The organism is Leucobacter japonicus, assembly GCF_001273855.1.
Lineage (GTDB): Bacteria > Actinomycetota > Actinomycetes > Actinomycetales > Microbacteriaceae > Leucobacter > Leucobacter japonicus.
In genome coordinates this window covers 1-17665 of the sequence record NZ_JHBX01000078.1, presented here as the reverse complement: position 1 = coordinate 17665, position 17665 = coordinate 1, and the positions used below count along the sequence as shown (strand labels likewise).

The following is a 17665-nucleotide window of genomic DNA, read 5'->3' as shown; positions in this document are numbered from 1 at the left end:
AAGCGCCCATCCAGGCAGTCGCTGACCACCGCCCCACACGAGCGGCCGGGCGCGCACCGGGCGGCGGGCTCCCCGGTGTCGCATTTGCGACCGAGAAGCGTGCGACCATGCACGCGCCGAGGTCGCAATGAGCGACGCCGGGGGAGCCCGCCGCCCGGTGCGCGCCCGGCAGACCTACCGAGCAGGCAGCGCAGGCAACGCCGCAGCAAACACCCAGGAGTCGAACACTGCGTCGACCGGCACGGGGCTCATCTCCTGCACGAGGGCGATGAAGTCGGGGGTGCGCACGAGGGTGTGGCGTCGTTCGGTGGCCCAGCGCAGCAGTACGGCGCGGAAGACGTCGTCGCCGAGGGTGCGTCGCAGCGTTTCGAGCACGAGGGCGCCGCGTTTGTAGACGCGGTCGTCGAACATGTCGGCGGGGCCGGGGTCGGCGAGCACGAGGTGCTGCGGCAGTGCGGAGAGTCGTGCGTGGTGCTGTTCGGCGAGGTCGGCGATGCTCGGCCCGCCTGAGGCTTCTGACCAGATCCACTCCGAGTAGCAGGCGAAGCCTTCGTTGAGCCAGATGTCTTGCCAGCGGGCGAGGCCGACGGAGTTGCCGAACCATTGGTGGGCGAGTTCGTGCGCTATGAGGCGTTGCTCGCTGGGGGCTTCGTGGTTGCGGCCGAACGTTGCCATGCCTTGCGCTTCGAGGGGAATCTCGAGTTCTTCTTCGGTGACGACGATGGTGAGGTCTTCTTGCGGGTACGGCCCGAACCATGCTTCGAAGACGTCGATGATGCGTGGCACGGGTGCGAAGGCGCGCTGCACGGCGCGTGATCGTCCGGGTGGTGCGATGAGTCGGGCGCGGTCGCCGAGGCGGTATTCGGCGTATTCGCCGATGTGTGCGGCCAGCAGGTAGGTGGCGGTCGGCACGGTCGTCGAGAACGTGCGCAGGGTCTTGCCGGATCGCCCGGTCACGGTGCCGGGCACCCCGGTGATGGCGACGAAGAAGCCGCGATCGGTGGTGAACGAGACGTCGTAGGTGGCGCGGTCGTCGACGCGGTCGTTGCAGGGGAACCACGTGGGTGCGCCGGTCGGCTGAGAGGCGACGAGGGCGCCGTGTTCGAGTTCTTCCCAGCCGAGTTGGCCCCAGCGCGATCGTCGGGGTGCGGGGCGGCCGGCGTACTCGATGTCGAGTTGCAGTTCGGCACCGGGTTCCGCCGGGTCGTCGAGCCGGATCGTCAGCGCGTGCGGCCCCTGCTTCGCCTGCCGCTGGAGTGCGCCGTCGACGCGAACCTTGCTCGCGCTGAGCCCGATGAGGTCGATGCGCAGCTGGTCGGTGGCTTCGAGCACGCGCACCTGCAGGCAGGCGCGGCCTTCGAGCCGGTTCGTGCGCGGGGTGTAGCGCAGGTCGAGGTCGTAGTGCGCGACCGAGTATCTCGGGTCGCCACTGGTGGGAGTGTAGGGGTCGCTCATGCCGGTCTTTCGCAGGTGCATCGTCGACTACTTCGTCGACTGGTAGGCGCGCAGTTTGATGGCGCGCCAGGGTCCGATGGGGTTGCCGCTCCAGCGCGAACCGACGGGCACGCTTTCGCCGCGCATGACGAGCGATGCGGGGCCGACGGTCGCGTGGGCGCCGATGACGGCGGCGGGCAGAATGACGCTGTGCGGCCCGAGGGTCGCGCCCGCGGCGAGTTCGACGGTATCCATGCTCATGATTCGATCATGGAACAGGTGCGTCTGCACGACGCACCCCCGGTTGACGGTGGATCCGTCGCCGAGTGTCACGAGGTCGGGTTCCGGCAGCCAGTACGATTCGCACCACACTCCTGAGCCGATCCGCGCACCGAGCGAGCGCAGCCAGACGGCGAGCGCGGGGGTGCCTGCGGCCGCGCGGGCGAACCAGGGCGCCGCGAGCATCTCGGTGAACGTGTCGCTCACCTCGGTACGCCAGACGAAGCTCGACCACAGGGGCGCTTCGCCGGCCCGGATCGGCCCAACGATGATCCACTTGGCCGCGGTCGAGATGCCGGCGGCGACGGCGCCCGCGGCCAGCATGACGAGGCCCGAGAGCAGGATCGTCCAGACGGCTCCGACCGAGGTCCAGAGCCACGCGAACGCAAAAAGCACGGTGAGGCCGAGCGCGGTCGTCGCGAAGACGGCGAGAATGCGTCCGAGCTCCCAGAGTGCCCGCGCGATGCGCAGTGCGGCACCCGGGTGGTAGGTGCGGCTGTCGTCACCGTCCTGCGCCAGGCGGCGCAGGCGCACGGGCGGTGAGCCGAGCCAGGAGGAGCCCGCTTTCGCTTTGCCGGGCGCGACCGAGAGCACGGCGACGAGTGAGTCCTTGGGCACGCGGTGCCCGGGTCCGGCCATCCCCGAGTTGCCGAGGAAGGCGCGCTTGCCGATGCGCACGCGGCCGATCCGCATCCACCCGCGGTGCAGCTGGTACGACGCGACCATCGTGTCGTCGGCGAGGAAGGCGCCGTCATCGATGCGCGTCATCTTCGGGAGCAGCAGCACCGTCGACGCCTCGACGTTGCGGCCGACGCGAGCGCCGAGCAGGCGCAGCCACACCGGTGTAAAGAGGCTCGAGTAGAGCGGGAATAGGAAGGTGCGCGCCGCGTCGAGCAGGCGCTCCGTCGTCCAGGTCTGCCAGCCGATACGGCTGTGCACGGGGAAGGTGCCCTCGTCGAGCCCGATCGCGAGCAGCCGCACGAACAGCACGACCGCGCCGGCGTAGACGACACCGGTGACCAGTGCAGCCGGAATCAACCAGAGCAGTGCCGCACCGAATGCGGTGCCGAGCGACTCCGCCCCGCGCATGCCGGCAGCGATGAGCAGGCCGCCGACGGCGAACGAGACGAACGGCAGCAGGGCGAGCACGATCGACGACCCCGCGTACGCGAAGCGCCACACGGGCTCGTGATGCGGCTGGCCATCGGGCCACTCCTCCGCTCGATTGCCACCGATGCGCACGGCCGGCGATCCTGCCCAGGTCTGCTCCGATTTCACACGACCGAACACCGCCGAACCGGGCGCGATCTCCGCGCCGTCATCGATTCGGGTGCCCGGCGCAAGCGTGCTGCGCGAGCCGACCGTGACATCGCTGCCGATGCGCACACCGCCGATGCGCAGCAGGTCGCCGTCGATCCAATAGCCGGTGAGGTCGACCTCGGGTTCGATGGCCGAGCGCGCGCCGACCTCGAGCATTCCCGTGATGGGCGGCAGCGTGTGCAAGCTGACATCGCGCGCGATCTTCGCGCCGAGGGCACGGGCGTAGATCGTGATCCAGGGCGCACCCGCGAGCCCAACCGCGTCAATCTGCTGCGCGAACTGCTCCGCGAGCCACAGGCGCATGTGCGTCACGCCGCCGCGCGGGTAGTCACCGGCGCGCACCCCGACGAGCAGCACGCGCGCCACAATCGCCGCGATCGCCATCTTGCCGAACGGCGTCGACAGCACCAGGATGCCAATGAGCAGCATCCAGATCGACACGCTCGGCAGCACTTCGAACCCGGTCGAAAGATTCAGGATCGTGCCCGCCGTCAGCAGATACACGAGCCAGCGCAACCCGCTCGCGATGAACAGCGGCACACCGGCCAGCGTCTGCGCCCACTGCGTGCCGCGCGGCGTCGGGGCGGGCTGGTGGAAGCTGCTCGCATCACCCGCGTCATCGACCGCCGCGATCGCCTTCGCCATCGCTGCGAGACGCGGCACATCGTAGATGTCGGCGACGGTGAACTCGGGCACCCGGGTGCGAATGCGCGAAACGAGCTGCGCCGCCGGTAGCGAGCCGCCGCCCAGATCGAAGAAGTCGGCGTCGGCGCCCGGCACGGGCACCCCGAGCACGGCCTGCCACTGCTCGGCCAACCAGGCCTCGCTCGCGTTCAGCCCCTCGGCCGCCGGAGCGTCGACTCCGGGCAACGGCCACGGCAGCGCCGCGCGGTCGACCTTGCCCGAGGTACGAATGGGGAGTTCGTCGACCACGGCGAGCAACGGCATCACTCCGGCCGCGAGTCGCGCGGCGAGATGCTCACGGGCGAGTGCGCGATCGAGCGGTGCCTCCCCCTCGACGACCAGGTACCCGACGAGCACCGGCACACCGGCGTCGCTCGAGCGCACCGCGGCGGCAGCGGCCGTCACGCCGGGCAAATCCTGCAACGCGTTCTCGACCTCGCCGAGCTCGATGCGTCGACCGCCCACCTTCACCTGGTCATCGGCACGGCCCAAGAACATGAGCCCCGTCGGCTCGTACCGCACCAGGTCGCCCGAACGATAGGCGCGCTCCCAGCCCAGCTCGGGCATCGGCGCGTACTTCTCCGCGTCTTTCGCAGGGTCAAGGTACCGCGCGAGGCCGACGCCGCCGATGATCAGCTCGCCCGACTCCCCCGGCGCCACACGGCGGCCCTCGGCGTCGACGACCGCCAGATCCCAGCCGTCGAGCGGCAGACCGATACTGATCGGCGAGACGCCGTCGAGCGGGCACCCGCAGGCCACCACCGTCGCCTCGGTCGGGCCGTACGTGTTCCAGACCTCGCGACCGTCTTCCACGAGGCGGGCGGCGAGCTCGGGCGGGCACGCCTCGCCGCCGAAGATCAACAGGCGCACGTGCTCGATCGCCTCACGCGGCCACATGGCGGCGAGCGTCGGCACGGTCGACACGACGCTGATGCTCTGCCGCACCAGCCACTGCGCCAGGTCTTCACCGGCCCGAACGATCGCCCGCGGAGCCGGCACCAGGCAGGCCCCGTGCCGCCACGCGAGCCACATCTCCTCACACGAGGCGTCGAACGCGACCGACAGGCCCGCGAGCACCCGGTCGCCGGGGCCGAGAGGCTCGCGCTGCAAGAACATGCGCGCCTCGGCATCCACGAATGCGGCGGCGGATCGGTGGGTGACGGCGACGCCCTTCGGTACGCCCGTCGACCCCGAGGTGAAGATGATCCACGCATCATCATCCGGGGTCGGGTCGACCAGGGGGGCTGCCTCGGCCTCAATCGCCTCGCTTGTGGGCACCTCGCTCGCGGGTTCGATGACCGCGGGCTCATCAGTTGCCGAGGCATCACTCGCGCGCGGCACGAAGCCGTGGTTGCCGACGATGCCCACCACTCGGGCCTCGCCGAATACCAGGCGGGCCCGCTCATCGGTGTCGTCGGCGTCAACCGGCACGTATGCCGCCCCCGCACGCATGATCGCGAGAATCGCAATGTACAGGTCTTGCGATCCCGAGTCCACACGCACACCGACGCGATCGCCGACCTGCACCCCTGCCGCCCGCAGTTCGCTGGCACGCTCATCGACTGCTGCGACGAGTTCGCGGTAGCTCAGCGCACCCGATCCGGCGTCGATCGCCGAGGCCTCGGGGTACGCCGCTGCTGTCGCGCGCAGCACGTCGATGAGTGTGCGTTCGGGGGCGGCGTGCGCACCGCGGGTCAGCGGGATCTGAGGATCTTCGCGCAGTGAGTCGTTCAAGAGGCGGCGTCTTCTCGCAGTCGTTCGGGCGCGACGCGACCGGTCGGGCGCGCGCGGGTGCTGCTTCGAGAATGTCACCCGCACGAGAGCTCGCAGGCCCGTATTGCCGAGATTTCCGCTCGCAGCACCGAGTCTTTCCCTGTTGGCTACCCGGCGTTCACCTGATGGGCGCTGCCAGCGCGCCGCACCGCACTCGCCCGCCACCGACCCCCCCAACCCCGCCGGAGCCCGCACTCGCCCGCCACCGGCCCCCAGAGGAAAATCTGCAGTCAGAGGAACCCCGGCACCCGAAACGAACCCGCTGAGTGCAGATCTTCCTCTGAACGCGCGGCGGGATGGCGGCACGGCGGGATGGCGGTACGACGACATAGCGGCATGAGCGCGTGACGCCGCTGCGATGCGTGGGGCCGAACCGCGCTCCCGACGGCTCCTACGTTGCGCGCGGGTGCGACAGCAGGTAGTGCTCGCGCAGCGTGTCGGCGGTCACCTGCGTGTAGATCTGCGTCGTGGTGACCGAGGCGTGCCCCAACAGCTCTTGCACGGTGCGCACGTCGGCGCCACCGGCGAGCAGGTGCGTGGCGAAGGAGTGCCGCAGCGTATGCGGAGACACCTCTTGCGTGATGCCGGCGCGGTCGGCGGCGGCGCGGATCACGAGCCAGGCGCTCTGGCGCGACAATCTCGCCCCGCGCGGGCCCACGAACAGCGCCGGTGTTCCGCGGCCACGCGCAACCATGGTCGGTCGGGCGCGCACGAGGTATGCGGCGAGCGCGCGACCCGCGTAGCTGCCGTAGGGCACGATGCGCTGCTTTGATCCTTTGCCGGTCACCCGCAGAAACCCGCCGTCGCCGAGCGCGGCTTCGGGTTCGCTCACCGTGTCGGCACGGCCCGGAACCGGCAGCAGATCGTCGACGTCGAGCGCCGTCACCTCGCTCACGCGCGCGCCGCTCGCATAGAGCAGTTCGAGCAGGGCACGGTCGCGCAAGTCTACGGGATCGTCACCGCCGACCGCACCGAGTAGCGCTTCCACCGATTCGAAGGGCAGGGCCTTGGGTAGGCGCTGCGCGCGTTTCGGGGTGCGCAGTCCGCTGCCGGCGTGCTCGGCGAGCAGCCCTTCCTCGAACAGGAAGCGGTGCATTCCGCGCACCGTCGAGAGTCGGCGCGTGATCGACGCCGGAGCAAGTGCCGACACCGGGTGCCCCTCGCTCGGCCGAGGCGGATCGGCGAGGTCGGCGACGTAGGCCGCGAGGGTGTCGGGGTGCACCTCGGCGAGGTCATCGATGCCGCGCTCCCGCAACCAGCCGCTGTAGGCGATGAGGTCGCGGCGATACGCGGCCTGGCTATTGGCCGACAGCCCGAGTTCGAGCGCGACGTGGCGCAGATAGCGCTCCGCGCCCTGCTCCGGGCTCAGCGGCATCAGCGCGAACGTTCTCCGCGCACGGCGGCGCGGCCATTCCACGGGAGTGCGGGATCGCGCAGTGTCGACCACCCGCGCGCTCGTGCAGCCTCTGCGGCGAGCACGGCATTCGCGGTCACCGTGTTCTGCACCCGGCCGTCGAGCACTGCTGCCACGACTTCGTCGAGCGGCACCCATTCCGGGGTGAGCTCGGCTTCTTCTTCCGAGCGCACGTAGTCGTGCGCTATCGGCGTCAAGTCTCGGGCAAGAAAGACGCGCATGGCCTCGGTCGAGCTTCCGGGTGCCAGAAACAGGTCGAGCAGCAGATGCCAGGAATTCGCCTGCAGATCGGCTTCCTCGGCAAGTTCGCGGCGCGCGCCGGTGAGTCCCGATTCACCGGGTACGTCCATCAGCCCTGCGGGGATCTCCCAGAGCCGATGCCCGGTCGAGTGTCGGTATTGCTTGATCAGCAGGACGCGGTCGTCGGCGTCGAGTGCGAGCACCGACACGGCGCCGGTGTGATCGAGGTAGTCGCGAGTGAGCTCGGTGCCGCCGAACGGGAAGCGATCTCGTCGCATGTCCCAGACGTGCCCCTCGGCGAGTACCTCGCTCGCCGAGACGACGACGTCGTCGGCACGGGAGTCGGCGAGGAGGCCGCTGCGGCCAGCCTCGCCGATGACGTCCGTGCCGAACGACTCACTCACCGTGCTCGGCGGCTTCCTCGGGCTCGACCTCGAAGAGGCTCGCGGCCTCGCGGCGATCGATCGCGGCACCGACCAGCCCGGCGAAGAGCGGGTGCGGGGTGCCCGGGCGCGAGCGCAGCTCTGGGTGCGCCTGCGTCGCGATGTAGAACGGGTGCACGTCGGTCGGCAGTTCGACGTACTCGACCAGCGCGCCGTCGGGGCTGGTGCCCGAGAACGACAGGCCCGACGCCGCGATCTGATCGCGGTAGCGGTTGTTGACCTCGTAACGGTGACGGTGACGTTCGCTGGCGCTCGGCGCACCGTAGAGCTTGGCGGCCAGCGATCCGTCGGCGAGCGCGGCCTCGTAGAGACCGAGGCGCATCGTGCCGCCCAGGTCGCCGCCGTCGATGATGTCGACCTGCTCGGCCATCGTCGCGATGACCGGAACCGTCGTCTCGGGGTCGAACTCGGTCGACGATGCACCTTCGAGACCCGTGACGTTGCGGGCGTACTCGATCACCATGCACTGCAAGCCGAGGCAGAGGCCGAGAGTCGGAACGTGGTTCTCGCGGGCGAATCGCAGTGCGCCGAGCTTGCCTTCGATGCCGCGGATGCCGAAGCCGCCCGGGATGCAGATGCCGTCGACGTCTCCGAGCGCCTCGCGCGCACCCTCGGGCGTTTCGCAGTTGTCGGAGGGCACCCACCGGATGTTGACCTTAGTCGAGTGCGCGAACCCACCGGCGCGCAGCGCTTCGGTGACCGAGAGGTAGGCGTCGGGCAGATCGATGTACTTGCCCACGAGCGCCAGCGTGACTTCGCCCTTGGGCTGGTGCACGGCGTCGAGCACGGGCTGCCAGCCGGTCCAGTCGACGTCGCTCGAGCGATCCGAAAGCCCGAGGTTCTCGACGATGATGCTGTCGAGCCCCTGCGAGTTCAGCAGCTGGGGCAGGTCGTAGATGCTCGGCACGTCGATCGCGTTGACGACCGCGTTCTCATCGACGTCACACATCAGCGCGATCTTGCGCAGGTTGTCGTCGGTGACCGGTCGATCGCTGCGCAGCACCAGTGCGTCGGGCTGAATACCGATCGAGCGGAGGGCCGCCACGGAGTGCTGGGTGGGCTTGGTCTTCTGCTCGCCCGAAGCACCCATGAAGGGCACCAGCGAGACATGCACGAAGAACACGTTCTTGCGGCCGAGTTCGTGACGCACCTGGCGCGCCGACTCGAGGAACGGCTGCGACTCGATATCGCCAACCGTGCCGCCGACCTCGGTGATGATGACGTCGGGGCGCGGGGTCTCCGATGCCTGGAGGCGCATACGGCGCTTGATCTCGTTGGTGATGTGCGGAATCACCTGCACCGTGTCACCGAGGTACTCGCCGCGACGCTCCTTGGCGATCACCGTCGAGTAGATCTGCCCGGTGGTGACGTTCGCCGCCTCCGAGAGGTTGATGCCGAGGAATCGCTCGTAGTGCCCGATGTCGAGGTCGGTCTCCGACCCGTCGTCGGTGACGAACACCTCGCCGTGCTGGAACGGGTTCATCGTTCCAGGATCCACATTCAAGTAGGGATCCAGCTTCTGCATCACGACGCGCAACCCGCGCGCGGTGAGCAGATTTCCGAGGCTCGCAGCCGTAAGGCCCTTGCCCAGCGATGAAACGACACCTCCGGTGACGAAGATGTGTTTGGTGATTCCGGCCTGGTCCGCGCTCTGCTCTGTTCCCACGGGCTTCAATCCTATCAGTTCAACTCGGACGTGTTCGCTTCGGGCCTATCGCAGCTCTTGCCGCGGCACCCAGACTTGCTTGATGATCATCAGCACCATCGCGGTGACGGGGATGGAGATCAGTGCACCGAGCAGGCCGAGCAAGGTGCCGCCGGCGAGCGCACCGATCACCACGAGCGCGCCCGGAACCGAGACCACCCGATTCATGACGCGCGGGGTCAGCAGATACGACTCGATCTGCATGTAGATGAGGTAGTAGACCGCCGCGATGATGGCAGCGGAGGGTGACTGGAACAGCGCCACGATCGTCACGAGCACCGTCGCCATGACTGAACCGATCAGCGGGATCAACGCGAGGAAGAAGACGCCGACCGCCACTAGGCCCGCGAACGGCACATCGACGATCGTCATCATGACGAAGCCGAGCACGGCGTTCACGAATGCCAGGATCACCATGCCGTTGACGTAGCCGCCGACGGACTTGGTGACCTGCTCGGTGATGTCGATCACCTTGGCGCGGCCGGAGCGCGGCACCAGGGAGTAGAACGCTCGCTTGATCGACTGCAGTGAGGCGAGGAAGTACAGCGTGAGAATGAGCACGATGAGGCCCGCGGTCAGTCCGTTGGCGATGCCGATGCCGGCCTGCCACACCCCACCGGCGACCTGCGCCCAGTTCTCGGGCTTGCTGACGAGATCTTGTCCCATCTGCAACAGGCCGTCGAAGTCGACGAACTGCCCGAATCGGTCATTGATGTCGAGGAACCACTGCTGGTGCGTGATGTCTCGGAAGAGCCCCGGTGCGCTGCGCACGAGCAGCGTGATCTGACTCGCGATCATCGGGATGATGATCGCGAGGAGACCGGCGATGACGAGCACGAAGCCGCCGAACACGACGGCAATGCCCAGCGGGCGCTTGAGCCCGCGGCGTTCGAGAGATCGCACGACCGGGTCAAGCCCCAACGCGACGAAGAGCGCCGCGGCGACGTACATGATGATCGTGGTCAGCTGCTCGATCATGCCGCCGAACAGCATCGCGACGAGCACGCCCAGGGTGATGGTGAACCCGAGCTGGAACGGCCCGCGCACGACGAACTCACGGGTCTGCGCCTTCGCCCGCTCTTCGCGCGCATCGACTGCGGCTTCTCGGGCGTCGCGGTACATCTCTCGCGTGTCGGCGTCCATCTGCTCGATGTCGGCGTGCTTCACATCGGGATGCGAATCGAGATATGCCGCCTTCGCCGCGGCATTGTCGTTGAGGTCGGGCTTTCTCGGCGCCGAGGGCCGCAGACGGCCGAGGAACTTCACCATGTGGGGAGCGTAGCAGTGACCATGGACACCCGGTACCGGCTCACGCGGCGTCGCGCAGTGCGAGCAGTTCGGCGGCGTGCTCGAGCGCGCTCCCGGAGTCGCTGAGCCCCGAGAGCAGTCGCGCCATCTCGGCGAGCCGCGCGTCTCCTTCGAGTCGTTGGCAGCTGCTCTCGGTGAATCCGCCCGCAGAGTCTTTAATGACCTGCAGATGATTCGAAGCGAACGCGGCGACCTGCGCGAGGTGCGTCACCACAATGACCTGCGACGTGCGCGAGAGGCGCGCGAGACGACGCCCGATCTCAATCGCGGCCGCCCCGCCGACGCCGGCGTCTACCTCGTCGAAGACGAATGTGGGCACCGGATCGACCGCCGCGACGACGACCTCGAGTGCGAGCATCACGCGCGAGAGCTCACCACCGGAGGCCGTCTTCGCGACCGGACGGGGTGCCGCTCCGGCGTGCGGACTAAGCAGCAGCTGCACCTCGTCGGCTCCAGAACCGCCGAGCGCCGGCAGGGGCGCAACCTGCACGACGAATCGGGCATCCGGCAGCGCCAGCTGGCGCAATTCTGCGCTGACGAGTTCAGAGAGCTGTTCGGCTGCGGCCGTGCGCAGCTCGGTCAGCCGCTCGGCGAGGCTGCGTTCACGGGCCGCCTCGGAATCGAGGCGCGCAGCGAGCTCATCCACGAGATCACCGTCTCCGTCGAGCTCCGCGAGTCGCTGCGCGGCCGTTTCGGCTGCGGCGATGACGGTGGCCGAATCGGGGCCGTATTGGCGGAAGAGCACGTTCAGCGCGGCCAGGCGCTCGTTCGCTCGCGCGAGTTCTCCGGGGCCTTCCTCATCGAGGTCGCCGGCGTACGCGGCGAGTTCTCGGGCCGCATCGGCGACCTGAAAACTCACTGCGCGCAGCGATTCGAGTACGGCAGCGAGGCGCGGATCGTACTCCGCGACCCGTTCGAGTTCGCGGGCGGCTTCGTCGATCAACCCCGAGGCATCGCGCGCGAGCGGGTCGTCGGATTCGCTCGCCAGAGCCTCGTGAGCGGTCGCGGTTGCGGAGCGCAACGCTTCGACATTGCTGAGCAGCTCGATACGGCCCGACAGCTCGATCTCCTCGCCCGCTTGCGGATCGACCGCGGCAATCTCGTCGAGCTCAGTGCGCAGGCGCACCGCCTCTGCGGCACGCTCCTCACGTGCTTCGGTGAGTTCGTGCACGCGCGCGGAGAGCAGCTGACGCTCTCGATGCGACTCGCGGTACTCCGCCAGCGTCGTCGCGAGCATCTCTCCGCCGAAACGGTCGAGCGTTTCTCGTTGTGCCGACGCCGATTTGAGGCGCAGCTGCTCGGACTGGCCGTGCACCGCGAAGAGCCGGTCAGCCAGTTTGCCGAGGCTGCCAACCGGCGCGCTCGCTCCACCGATACCGGCACGGCTGCGCCCCTCAGCGCTTACCGTGCGGCTGAGCACGAGCTCGCCGTCTTCGACTTCTCCGCCGAGCTCGTCGACGAGGTCGATGACCACTGAATCCTGCGTACGCACGATGCCGTGCACGCGGGCCTGAGCGGCACCGGATCGCACGGCGCCGGCGTCACTGCGCTCGCCCATGAGCAGCCCCAGCGCGCTCACCACCATTGTTTTGCCGGCGCCGGTCTCACCGGTGATCGCGGTGAAGCCCGGCCCCAGTGGCACGGTCGAATCGACGATTACGCCCAGGTCTCTGATGCGGAGTTCCTCGATCACGCGATCTCCCCTCCGCGTCGGCTGCCCCGCCACCCCGAGGTCGGCAGGTGGAACTTGCGCACGAGTCGGTCCGAGAACACGCCCCCGGTGAGGCGCCCCAGGCGCACGGAGAGGTCTGAGCGTCGCACCGTGACCATCGAACCTGCCGGTAGCTCGGTGCGACGGCGCCCGTCGCACCACAGCACACCCGGGCCGATGTTCTCGGGGAGAATGCGCACGCGCAGTTCGGAGTCGGTGCCGGTGACGAGCGGGCGGTCGAAGAGCGCGTGCGCGGCAATGGGCACGAGCAGCATCGCCTGCACCGACGGCCACACGATGGGGCCGCCCGCGGAGAACGCGTACGCCGTTGACCCGGTCGGTGTCGCGAGCACGACGCCGTCGCAGGCGAAGGTCGAGATCGGTTTGCCGTCGACACCGATCTCGACTTCGAGCATGCGCCGCTGCTTCTCGACGCTGGCTTCGTTCAGCGCCCAGGTCTCAGCGATCACGACGCCGTCGTGGCTGGCCTGCACGTCGACCGTCAAGCGTTCTTCAACGGTGTAGTCGCGACGCAGTACGCGATCGATCGTGGTCGTGAGATCGACGCTCTCCATCTCTGCGAGAAACCCCACGTGCCCGAGGTTGACCCCGATGATGGGGCATTCCGAGCCTCGAAGCAGTTCTGCCGCGCGGAGAATCGTGCCGTCGCCTCCGAGCACGATCGCCGCTTCAAGCTCATCGATCGTGACGTCGTCGCCGAGTCGGCCGATCTGCTCGACTTCGAGATGCGGGGAGAACGCCTCGCGATCCGGCGCATCAAAGACGGGCAGTACTCCTGCTCCAATCAGCGTGGTCACCGCTTCGACCGTCGCCGACACCGCCTCATCGCGGTGCGTGTGCGAGACGATCAAGATACGCCGTTGCTCGGACTGCTGCTGCACGTTCATCGCCCTCCATCCGCTGTCGATTGCGTGCTGCCCGTTTCGACCGCACCCGCATCGGGCTCAACCGCCGCCGCCGCGCCGGTGAGTGCAGCGATGCGCGACTCCCATTCTGTCGGAACCGGTGCCGCGGCGCGCTCGAAGTGCGCCAGATACTCCCGGTTGCCTGCCCCGCCCTCGATCGGGGAGTCGGCAATGCCACGGGCCGCGAAACCGTGTCGCGCCGCGGCATCGAGCACGATGCGAATTGCTTCGGCCCATTGCTTGGGCGAGGTCACGACCCCGTCGCGCACGCGCCCCACTTCGAACTGCGGTTTGATGAGCATCAGGAGTTCGGCTTCGGGGGCCGCACACTCCGAGATTGCGGGGAGCACCAGGCTCAGCGAGATAAATGAGAGGTCGGCGACTACCAGACTGGGACGCTCGTCGATCCCGGTGTCGGCAGCGAGATTCTCAGGGGTGAGATCGCGGGCGTTGCGCCCCTCCACGAGATGCACGCGCGCATCGCCACGCAACTGCGCGGCGAGTTGATCATGCCCGACGTCGATCGCCTGCACCGCGGTGACCCCACGTTCGAGCAGCACCTGCGTGAACCCGCCGGTGGACGCCCCCAAATCGAGGGCGATTCGGCCTGCCGGGTCGACGTCGAATTGTTCGAGTGCGGCGATGAGCTTGTGCGCCGCTCGCCCGACGTAGTGATCGTCACCTGACACTTCGACCCGGGCCCCACGAGGCACGCTCAGCGAGGCCTTCGCAGCGTTGCTGCCATCGACCGTGACACCACCGGCTGCGATCAACTCGGCTGCCCGGCTGCGGGAACGAGCGAGGCCGAGCTCCGCGAGCACCCGATCGAGACGTTCGGGTGCCGCACTCCACACCGCCCCGTGAGCATGCTCAGCAGCGCCCGACGGTCGGTTGATGTCAGCTTTCACCCCGGTCGCCTCTCTGGAGTTCGGAGAGCAACTCATCGTGCACCTGTTCGAAACCGGCCGCCCGCTGCGCCAGCGGCTGCGACTCGATCACGTCGAGACGACTCATCAGCCCGTCCTCAGACACCGCCGGAGTCGCCGGAGCTCCGGCAGAGCCCGAGTCGGTGTCAGGAGCGGCTGATTCGTTCATGACTCCAGACTAGCGATGACTGGGGACATCCACCCGCGCTGTCCACAGGCTAGACGCGCCAGTGATCCTCATACAGAATCTCGGGCACTTGCAGCCCGTAGATCGCGAGACCGGAGGCCCAAATCGCCGCGCACCCCGCCCGCAGCAGGTTGATCGGCGAATCGCCTTCGGCGACGACCGAGGCGATGTGTCCGTCCATCCGCACCTTCGCCGTGCCCACCTGCATCGTGCCGTCTTTCAGACGTTCGGTCGTCGGATAAGGCTCGTGCAATTCGGCCAGCGTCGCGACGATGAACTCCGGGCGCATGTCCTGCGATGCGGCGACAAGCTGCTTCGGGCGATCGACCCCAGTGAGCACGTGGAGCGACGGAATGCCGGCCGCCACCGCACCCTTGATGTCGGTGTCGAGACGATCGCCGATCATCAGCGCATTGCGCGTGCCGAATCGTTCAAAGGCAGCCTCGAAGATCGGCGTCTCGGGCTTGCCCGCGAACACAGGAAGCCGCTGCACCGCGGTGTGCACTGCAGAGACCAGGGTGCCGTTGCCCGGAGCGAGACCGCGCTCGACAGGGATGGTCCAGTCCGTGTTCGTGGCGATCCAGGGCAGCGGCTCGCGACCCGGCTGCTCGGCAAGCGCGAACGCCGCCTCGGCGAGATGCACCCAGCCCACGTCGGGCGCGAATCCTTGCACCACCGCGGCAGGCGCATCATCCGCGCTCCGAGTGACCTCGAACCCGGCCTTCGTGAGCTCATCGACGAGCCCATCACCACCGATCACCAACACGCGCGATCCTGCGGGGACCGTGCGCGCGAGCAGTGCCACGGCCGCCTGCGGAGATGTCACGACGTCCGAGGGCGTCACGTGCAGACCGAGCTCCTGCAGGTGGTGCGCCACGGTCTCATCGGTGCGCGAGGCATTGTTCGTGACATAGCCCAGTCGCAGGTGCTCACCCGCGCGGTTCAACTCGGCAACCGCGTGCGGGATCGCCTTCGGCCCGCGATAGATCACCCCGTCGAGGTCCGCGAGCAGCAGCTCGCGCCCCGCGATCGGGGTGTCGCCGAGGGCTGTGGAGCGTTTGCCGAACAGCCCCATCAGTTCTTGCGATCCGCGTCGTCGTCCGAGTCATCCGAGTCGAGCGCGCCGATGCCGGCCGCGGCGAGCAGTTCGTCGACCTCATCCTCGATCGACATGTCCTCGGGCAGATGGGCCTCTTCAGCGCGAGCCGCATCAATCGGCGAGACGCTGGGCTCAGTCTCAGTCTCAGCCTCAGCCTCAGCCTCAGCCTCAACATCTGCGCCCACGGCAATGGGCTCAGCTTCAGCGGTCGCGTCATCGACACGGGCGCTGTCTGCGTCGGCCGACATGCCGTCAGAAGCGTCAGCGGAGAACTCTTCGCGCTCTCCCTCATGATCCGTGCCGCGATCATCCGCGGAGTCAAGCTGCTCAGCCCGAGATTCAAACCCTTCGGGCTCGGACTCGTACACTTCGAACACCTCGAGTTCGTCTTGCGAGCCGTGGTGCGCCTGCAGCGCCCGCGCGGCGTGGTTCGCGTGCTCGAGCCACTTCGCGGCTTCTTCCGAGCGCCCCAAGTCTTCGAGCACTGCGGAGTAGGCCGAGAAGAGGTCGGGGCTCCAGGAGAACGCCTTGGTGGGGTTCAGCTCTGGAATCTCGAGCTCGAACAGCGCTTGCTGGGTCTGCCCGAGATCGAGGCGTGCGCCCGACATCGCAATCGCCAAGTGCACTCGCTGGTCAGTGTCGAGCGCCGACGCATCGACGGCCAGACCGGTCTCGAGCGCCTTATCAGGGCGTCCGAGGCCGCGCTCGCTGTCGACCATGATCGCGACGTGCCCGTCGAGACCGCTCAGTCGGCGGTAGGTGCGAAGCTCCCGGAGCGCGAGTGCGAAGTCGCCGGTGCGGTACGCCGTGATCGCGAGCGTCTCGCGTGCGACGGGAATGCGCCCCGCACGTCGACTTGCCGAGAGCGCATGCTGGTGCGCCAGCTCGGGATCATCGTCGATCAGGAACACCACCATTGCGAGGTGGCGCGCGACGCGCTCCTGCACGTCAGCCTGCAACGTCTTCAGTTCATTGCGTGCGGCAGGGTGCAGGTCGCGCGGCTCGACGGTCTCCGGGAGTACCGGATCCTGGTGGTCTGCGCGGACCGGACGGAGCTCGTGCTGGAGGCGCTCCGCCTCGGTAAACACGCGGTCTTTGCCGCCACGGTCGCTTCGGCCGCCGCCACGGGTGCCGCCACGACCGTAGTCGGCGCGATCATCGCGCTGCGGGCGACGATCATCGCGATCGGAGAACTGACGACGCGGGCGATCGCCATCGCGCTGGGGACGACGATCATCACGGTCACCGAAGTCGCGACGCGGACGGTCATCACGGTTCCCGAAATCACGACGCGGACGATCGCCGTCACGCTGCGGGCGACGATCACCACGGTCATCGAACGAACGACGCGGACGGTCGTCACGGTCGCCAAAGTCGCGACGCGGACGATCGCTATCGCGCTGCGGACGACGATCATCACGGTCGCCGAAGTCACGACGTGGACGATCGCTGCGATCGCCGAAATCGCGACGCGGGCGGTCATCACGGTTCCCAAAGTCGCGACGTGGGCGATCACCGTCACGCTGCGGACGACGATCGCCTCGGTCATCGAACGAACGACGCGGGCGGTCGCCATCACGCTGCGGGCGACGATCATCACGATCACCAAAGTCGCGACGCGGACGATCACCGTCACGCTGCGGGCGACGATCATCACGGTCGGAGAACTGACGACGCGGACGATCATTCCGATCACCGAAGTCTCGACGCGGGCGGTCGCCATCACGCTGCGGGCGACGATCATCACGATCACCGAAGTCGCGACGCGGACGATCAGTCCGATCACCAAAATCGCGACGCGGACGATCGCCATCACGCTGCGGACGACGATCGCCGCGGTCATCGAACGAGGGACGCGGACGATCATCACGATCGCCAAAGTCACGACGCGGGCGATCACCGTCACGCTGCGGACGACGATCATCACGATCGGAGAACTGACGGCGCTGACGATCAGTCCGATCGCCAAAGTCACGACGCGGGCGATCACCATCGCGCTGGGGGCGACGATCAGAGCCTCCGTCGCGCCGGTCGCGATCGTAGGGCTGGCGGCCTCCACGATCATCGCGGCGCGCACCTCCCCCACGGGAGTCGTTGCGCTGGTTTCGGGGTCCACGATCCGAGGAGTCGTTCCGATCGGGTCGTTCATTCATGGGGTGCCTCCGAAAATCAGCGCTGTTGAAATGTCGTAAAAAAGCGAAAGGGTCGTACAGTGT

The 17665-nt window shown here is 68.1% G+C and carries 13 protein-coding genes; all 13 read right to left on the bottom strand.

Going from position 1 to position 17665, the window contains the following annotated elements:
* Nucleotides 1-174: 174 nt before the first annotated feature.
* The 13 genes from AMS67_RS02370 to AMS67_RS18080 all read right to left on the bottom strand — a co-directional run bounded on the left by AMS67_RS02370 (nucleotide 175) and on the right by AMS67_RS18080 (nucleotide 17535).
* The gene (locus AMS67_RS02370; protein WP_053385993.1) at nucleotides 175-1455 is read right to left on the bottom strand and encodes a M1 family metallopeptidase; all 1281 of its coding nucleotides are present in this window, start codon (nucleotides 1453-1455) and stop codon (nucleotides 175-177) included.
* A gap of 27 nt (nucleotides 1456-1482) precedes the next feature.
* On the bottom strand, nucleotides 1483-5451 hold the full coding sequence (locus tag AMS67_RS02365) for a Pls/PosA family non-ribosomal peptide synthetase (protein WP_241487964.1): 3969 nt from the start codon (nucleotides 5449-5451) through the stop codon (nucleotides 1483-1485).
* 430 nt (nucleotides 5452-5881) lie between these two features.
* Complete coding sequence (locus AMS67_RS02360) at nucleotides 5882-6865, bottom strand: site-specific tyrosine recombinase XerD (RefSeq protein WP_053385934.1); 984 nt, start codon at nucleotides 6863-6865, stop codon at nucleotides 5882-5884.
* Complete coding sequence (locus AMS67_RS02355) at nucleotides 6865-7548, bottom strand: NUDIX domain-containing protein (protein ID WP_193787060.1); 684 nt, start codon at nucleotides 7546-7548, stop codon at nucleotides 6865-6867. Before AMS67_RS02355 ends, AMS67_RS02360 begins: the two co-directional genes overlap by 1 nt.
* Nucleotides 7541-9253 carry a CTP synthase gene (gene pyrG / locus AMS67_RS02350; protein ID WP_053351733.1) on the bottom strand — a complete coding sequence of 571 codons (1713 nt, stop codon included), beginning with the start codon at nucleotides 9251-9253 and terminating at the stop codon, nucleotides 7541-7543. Before pyrG ends, AMS67_RS02355 begins: the two co-directional genes overlap by 8 nt.
* A 45-nt stretch (nucleotides 9254-9298) precedes the next feature.
* A complete protein-coding gene (locus tag AMS67_RS02345; RefSeq protein ID WP_053385933.1) occupies nucleotides 9299-10561 on the bottom strand; it encodes an AI-2E family transporter in 1263 nt (420 codons plus the stop codon).
* 40 nt (nucleotides 10562-10601) lie between these two features.
* Entirely contained in the window at nucleotides 10602-12293 is a 1692-nt protein-coding gene (gene recN, locus AMS67_RS02340; RefSeq protein WP_053385932.1) for a DNA repair protein RecN, read from the bottom strand.
* Entirely contained in the window at nucleotides 12290-13219 is a 930-nt protein-coding gene (locus tag AMS67_RS02335; protein WP_053385931.1) for an NAD kinase, read from the bottom strand. The genes recN and AMS67_RS02335 overlap by 4 nt, the downstream gene beginning before the upstream one ends.
* Nucleotides 13216-14145: a TlyA family RNA methyltransferase gene (locus AMS67_RS02330; protein ID WP_241487963.1), complete on the bottom strand. Its 930-nt coding sequence runs from the start codon at nucleotides 14143-14145 to the stop codon at nucleotides 13216-13218. Before AMS67_RS02330 ends, AMS67_RS02335 begins: the two co-directional genes overlap by 4 nt.
* Complete coding sequence (locus AMS67_RS02325) at nucleotides 14135-14332, bottom strand: hypothetical protein (protein WP_053385930.1); 198 nt, start codon at nucleotides 14330-14332, stop codon at nucleotides 14135-14137. The genes AMS67_RS02330 and AMS67_RS02325 overlap by 11 nt, the downstream gene beginning before the upstream one ends.
* 49 nt (nucleotides 14333-14381) lie before the next feature.
* A complete protein-coding gene (locus tag AMS67_RS02320) occupies nucleotides 14382-15425 on the bottom strand; it encodes an HAD-IIA family hydrolase (protein ID WP_053385929.1) in 1044 nt (347 codons plus the stop codon).
* The gene (locus AMS67_RS02315; RefSeq protein ID WP_241487968.1) at nucleotides 15425-16408 is read right to left on the bottom strand and encodes a hypothetical protein; all 984 of its coding nucleotides are present in this window, start codon (nucleotides 16406-16408) and stop codon (nucleotides 15425-15427) included. The genes AMS67_RS02320 and AMS67_RS02315 overlap by 1 nt, the downstream gene beginning before the upstream one ends.
* Before the next feature lie 5 nt (nucleotides 16409-16413).
* Nucleotides 16414-17535, bottom strand: coding sequence for a hypothetical protein (locus tag AMS67_RS18080; protein ID WP_156316501.1), 1122 nt, complete (start codon nucleotides 17533-17535; stop codon nucleotides 16414-16416).
* Nucleotides 17536-17665 lie beyond the last annotated feature (130 nt).